Annotated in this window: 6 protein-coding genes; 5 read left to right on the top strand and 1 reads right to left on the bottom strand. The window is 62.1% G+C overall.

Annotation, left to right across the window (positions count from 1 at the left end; translation table 11 throughout):
* The 5 genes from VIG90_RS17195 to VIG90_RS17175 form a co-directional block, all read left to right on the top strand.
* Positions 1 to 490, top strand: a 490-nt coding sequence (locus VIG90_RS17195) for a hypothetical protein (protein WP_331594752.1), incomplete at its 5' end; no start/stop codon positions are given.
* Positions 484 to 1743, top strand: coding sequence for a Qat anti-phage system QueC-like protein QatC (gene qatC / locus VIG90_RS17190; protein WP_331594751.1), 1260 nt, complete (start codon positions 484 to 486; stop codon positions 1741 to 1743). The genes VIG90_RS17195 and qatC, both read left to right, overlap by 7 nt.
* Entirely contained in the window at positions 1734 to 2492 is a 759-nt protein-coding gene (qatD, locus tag VIG90_RS17185) for a Qat anti-phage system TatD family nuclease QatD (protein ID WP_331594750.1), read from the top strand. The genes qatC and qatD overlap by 10 nt, the downstream gene beginning before the upstream one ends.
* Before the next feature lie 193 nt (positions 2493 to 2685).
* A protein-coding gene (locus VIG90_RS17180) for an IS630 family transposase (RefSeq protein WP_331594749.1) occupies positions 2686 to 3632 on the top strand; the annotation gives its coding sequence in 2 pieces (ribosomal slippage) (positions 2686 to 3022 and positions 3022 to 3632; 948 coding nt in all).
* Between the two features lie 52 nt (positions 3633 to 3684).
* Entirely contained in the window at positions 3685 to 4080 is a 396-nt protein-coding gene (locus VIG90_RS17175) for a cupin domain-containing protein (RefSeq protein ID WP_331594748.1), read from the top strand.
* 39 nt (positions 4081 to 4119) lie between these two features.
* Here VIG90_RS17175 and VIG90_RS17170 read toward each other — a convergent pair.
* A partial coding sequence (locus VIG90_RS17170) for an efflux transporter outer membrane subunit (protein WP_331594747.1) occupies positions 4120 to 5545 on the bottom strand: 1426 nt, incomplete at its 5' end.

The raw sequence follows: 5545 nt of genomic DNA, 5'->3' as shown, positions 1-5545 counted from the left end.
CAGCGGTTTCGCCGCTGCAGCACAGGGGCGACCTGCCGGTACTGCCGGATTCGACCTGGGACAGCTTGCCGGCCTGCCCATGGAAACAGCGATCGACGCCATCGTAGACCGCTTCTGTCCGCCCGGCATCCTCGACGAGGAACTAGTTCGTGCCGCAATAACGGAGGCGCTCATTGAGAGCCTAGATGGCGCAGATCTCTTCGATCCGTCGGCTATCGACGATCGAACGGTCGTCGTCGCGACCGTCTGTTTTGTCGCCGAGCTTGTCTTCGCCTCTGTCATGGCCGAGCAGGGCCGCTCCGCAGATCAAGTCGACCCTCTGATGGCCGTTCAGCGCGAGAATGCATTGCGCGATCTCGTGCGTGAGGTCGCAGATCACGTCGCAACACCGATCCTCCAGCGCAATGGAGGTGCGCTTGAGCCAGCACAGATCGAAAGCATCATCGTGGAAATCACGTCTACGGTCTACGGGGAGATTGCCGAATGGTAGGCACTATGGTCGTTGCTACACCGGACTCAGCTGATGCGGCCACGGCGCATGCGCAACCTAACACAATCGGCGTAAAGTTGTTTGGTCGTGGAAGCGCGCAACTGCCGGGTTTAGGCGCAGCCTTACCCCGCCTCGTGCGCAGCCTGCCTGGGCCAATTCCTACAGCAGCCTGGGACTTCCTCGCGATCACTTCGGCCGTCTTCGCAGCGGATCGCTTCGTCCTACGAGCAGGTTCGCCCGACGGGTGGACCCGTTCGATTGGCCTGCGGGTTTCCGTTTCCGATCCAGCCCCATGGCTTCCACAAGTCAGCTCACTGACCCAAGCCCTTCGCTTCCTAACCGGAGATATTTGGCATTTGGAGATCACGAGCGGAGGAGTGCCCCCACCAGACGTAATACAGAGACCACACCCATACGACGCAGTCTGCCTTTTCTCCGGCGGTCTCGATAGTTTCCTTGGTGCGCTTCATCTGCGGGAAACCGGCGGGAGGCCGCTACTCGTGAGTCAGGGTTCGCCAAAGGAGATCTCGCCGCAGCAGACGCTTGCGGCCGGGCTCGGTCTCGCTAGTGATCGATTTGAGGCACGAATCCGTGAAAGGTGGCGGCAGCCCTATGAACCATCAACCCGTTCGCGCTCGCTCCTCTTCTATGGCTACGGGATCGTCGCAGCTGGAGCTTGCGGTATCGAACACATCGTGGTGCCCGAAAACGTGTTTATTGCGATCAACCCGCCGTTGACCCGGCGCAGGATTGGTTCGCTTAGCACCCGGACGGTACACCCTCATCTGCTTTCAATACTCAACGACATTCTAGCGGCTGTAGGTCTACGCATGCGGATCAACAATCCGTTTTTCGCAACTACCAAAGGCGAGATGCTCGCACAGACACGCCATTCGCAACTGGCCCTACTCGCTTCACAGTCATATTCCTGCGGCAAAGGCAAGCGCGGCAACGGGCAATGTGGCCGCTGTGTACCATGTCTGATACGGCGAGCAGCATTCGACGCCGCGAGGGTGCCAGATGGCACCCCTTACCTACACGAACTCGAGAAGAGTGCGCGAAACGATGACGTCCTTGCAGCGAGGCAAGCCGTTGCCCGGTCAGTCGGAATAGAAGCCAGGAAACTCGAACGCTGGGCACTTCAGGCGGGACCTCTGCCCACTAACCCGGAAGTCCGCAATGCCATAGTCGAGGCGGTCGGCCGAGGTTTGGCCGAGCTTGAAGGCCTATTTGGAAAAGTCCAATGGCGCTAGTAGATTTCCATTGTCATTTAGACCTTTTTTCCAATCCCCAAGCGGTGGCACAGGCGGCGGCTAGCCGCAATATGTACGTGCTTTCTGTTACAACCACCCCAACTGCATTTGAAGGCACTAGGCGTCTCGCACCGGAGGGAAGTCGCATCCGCACCGCGCTCGGCCTTCATCCTGAACTCGCCGCTGCACGACGGCATGAGCTACCGCTGTTCAGGTCGCTGATCAACAAGACCGATTACATCGGCGAGGTGGGCCTGGACGGATCCGAGCCTCACCGGGCCACTTTGGATGTCCAAGGCGAAGTTCTCTCCGAAATACTCTCGATCTGCGCGATTGAGGGCGGGAAAATTATATCGCTCCATAGCCGCGGTGCGTCAGGGATGCTGCTGGAACTAATAGAAACCGAGCCAACAGCTGGCGAATGTGTGTTGCACTGGTTTTCTGCGAAACCATCCATGGTTGAACGGGCAGCCAGCCTTGGCTGCTGGTTCTCGGTAGGAGCGAACATGCTTGCGAGCGCGGCGGGGCGAGCGGCCGTAAAGGCGATGCCGCGGGATCGTCTGCTCACCGAGACAGACGGTCCGTTCGGTTCGTCTAACGGCAGGCCGTCCACACCGCCCGACGTCGAGAACGCCTATGAGATGCTCGCGGCAACGCTGGAGATTCCGCGCGCGGAGGTAAACCAGCTGATACTTAGCAACCTACGAGTGCTGCTTTCGTCTGGTCGACGGCGTCGCTGCTCATTATAACCTAGGCTTTACGACCCTTGCAGACTTGCTGCAGGTTGTTGACGCACACCACCAACAGCTGTTGGCAGGGTGGAGCAACATCGAGAGAGCTGCAACCGCTAGAGCGGATTCTGAGCGATGTGAATCGGCGGGGATTCCCAAGGGGCTGATTTTCTGATTCATGCTTCTGGCTGGGAACTGGAGGCCAGCATGAATGGGTCAGCCTCTCTCAATGGATTTGCGCACGCGCGTTCTGGCGGTAATTGATGCCGGTGCAAGCTGTCGCGCGGCGGCGGCCCGGTTTGGCATTGCGCCGGCAACAGCGATCCGCTGGCACGCGCAGCGCCGCGCGACCGGCGATTTTGCGCCCCGGCCTCAGGGCGGAGACATGCGCTCGCGCCGTGTTGAGGAGCACCGGGAAACGATCCTGAGCCTGTGGGAGACGGACAAAGACGCCACTTTGGATGAACTGCGCGTGGCCCTGACTGAGGCTGGCCTGACGGTAGCGACCTCGACCTTGCACCGCTTCTTTGTCCGCCACGGCATCACGCGCAAAAAAAGACCGGCCACGCGGTCGAGCAAGACCGGTCCGACGTCCTGAGGCAGCGCCAGGCGTGGTTCGATGGCCAGCTCGACCTTCACCCCGAGCGCCTCGTGTTCATCGACGAGACCTGGACGGCGACCAACATGGCCCGCAGCCATGGCCGCTGCGCCAAAGGCGAGCGTTTACGGATGGGCGTTCCCCATGGCCACCGCAAGACGACCACGCTGGTTGCCGGACTGCGCATGAGCGGGATGATTGCCCCGATGGTGCTTGATGGGCCGATCAACGGCCAATGGTTCGAGGCCTATGTCGCTCAGGTTCTCGTGCCCGAGTTGCGGCCCGGCGATATCGTCATCATGGACAATCTCTCAAGCCACAAGCGCGCGGAGGTAAATGCGCTGATCAAAGGTGCCGGGGCACGGCTGCTGTTTCTCCCGCCCTACAGTCCCGACTTTAACCCCATCGAGAAGGCCTTCGCCCGGCTCAAGGCGATGCTGCGCAAGGCCGCAGAGCGAACCGTCTCCGGCCTGTGGAGCCTGATCGGCAAGCTCACCGAACTGTTCCAGCCCGCCGAATGTGCCAAATACTTCCGCTCTTGCGGATATGAACCAGACTGAACGGGATTCGCTCTAAAGTAGACATGCACTCACAGCTATAGGAAAGCCTTCCATGCCCCAGCTCTCAACCAATCCTGTCCATCTGGGTCTCGGCGCCACGGCCATCTCCGAGCCGCCCTTCACCGGCATGGACTGGTATGCCGTCTACAGCGCCCGGCATTCAGCCGACGGCGCGGAAGGCCGCCTGGTCGCGCAGCACCGTTTCACGGCGAACTGGGATAGCTGGGAAGTTCACCCGAGCGGCGCGGAAGTTGTCATCTGCATTGCCGGCCGCGTCACTCTGATCCAGCAGTTGGCTAATGGACGAGAAGAGCGGGTAGCGCTCACCCCTGGCGACTACGCGATCAATCCGCCCGGCGTCTGGCACACGGCCGACATCGAGCCGGGCGATGAGGCCACGTGCATCTTCATCACCGCTGGTGAAGGTACTGTCCACCGGCCGCGGTGAACGCTGGACAATTTGTGCGCACGCTTATGGCAGGCGAGCTTAGCTCCCTGCCCCGACTTCATTTGGCTGGTTGTCCTTTGGCCTGTTAGCAGAGAAACCCTGAGCGCTCCCTTCGTCTGCCGGATCTCCGCTCTGGCCCTGCCAGCCGCCACCCAATGCCTTGACCAGAGCTGCATGCGCGACCAGCCGGTCACGCTCCGTGGTGGCGGCGACGCGCGCAATGCCGTTAAAGCGGGACTGCTCCAGCAGGTACTGCAGCAGGTCGTCCTCGCCTGACGTGTAACGCTGCTCCGCAAGAGCCAGAGCCTTAGCTGCCTGCTCGCGCGCAATGCCCATCTCTCGTGCAGCCGCGACAGCCGCGTTGTACCGATTGAGCGCCGTCTCGCTATCGGCCAGTGCCGCCAGCACTGCCTGCTCATACTGTGCCGCTGCAGCGTCCGCTCGGGCGTCGGCTGCACGAATCTGTGCCCGGATGCGGCCATCGGAGAAAATCGGCCAGCGCAGCATAGGACCAAGCTGATAGCGGGTACTGCCACTTGAGAGCAGGTCAGTGCCGCCACGCGCCTGCTGCCCGACACTGCCGATGAGCGAAATTTGTGGGAACAGATTTGCTGTCTCGACCCCGACATCGGCAATGGCCGCTGCAAGCTGGGCTTCGGCCGCGATAACATCCGGACGGCGGCGCAGGATATCAGACCGCAGGCCGGCAGAGACCTGTGCCGGCGGCAGCGGCAGGACTGCAGGTTTCAGGAGCCGCTCCCGCAGCGCCTCCGGCGGCTGGCCGGTCAGGACGGCCAGTCCGTGGGCGGCGGCATGGATCTGCGCTTCTATTCCTGGCAATGCCGCTTCGGCACTGTGGGCCTGCGCCTCGGCTTGTGCCTCGTCCGACAATGCAACTTCGCCGGCGTTCCGGCGCTGGCGCATAAGGTCAGCAAGGCGGCGCTGCGTTGCGGCCTCTGCCGCAAGGACTGCCGCTTCCGCCTGCGCACCGCGGAGTTCTGCATAGGTACGCTCAACCTCGGCAACGACACGCAAGCGCACATCCTGGTGCTCGGCGGCAGCCGCCGCCATGCGCCGGGTCGCAGCTTCCACGGCCCGTCGGGTGCCGCCCCAGAGATCAATCTCCCACGACGCATCAAAGCCGACATCGAACAGCGAGAAGCTGCGATCAAAGCCCGGGAAACGATCGAACGGTAACTGGCCGTTCTCGGACAGTTGCTGGCGGGTGGCGGACCCGGTTGCGGCAAGATCCGGCAGCCGGCGGCCAGCCGCAACATCACGCCCAGCCCGCGCCTCGCGCAGCCGCGCCTCGGCTTGCCGCAGGTCTAAGTTATGGCTTGCTGCGCGCTCGATGAGCTCAACGAGCAAAGGATCACCCAGCCCGCGCCATGGCTCGGGATCGATAGCCCTTGTGTCCGCCGGGGCTGACCAGGAAGCATCCCTGCTGGCGACTTCGGGGCGCTCA

The organism is Pedomonas sp., from assembly GCF_036515995.1.
Classification (GTDB): Bacteria; Pseudomonadota; Alphaproteobacteria; order Sphingomonadales; family Sphingomonadaceae; genus Pedomonas.
Note: the sequence above shows the minus strand (reverse complement) of the source record. Positions and strands in the feature narration are given on the sequence as shown.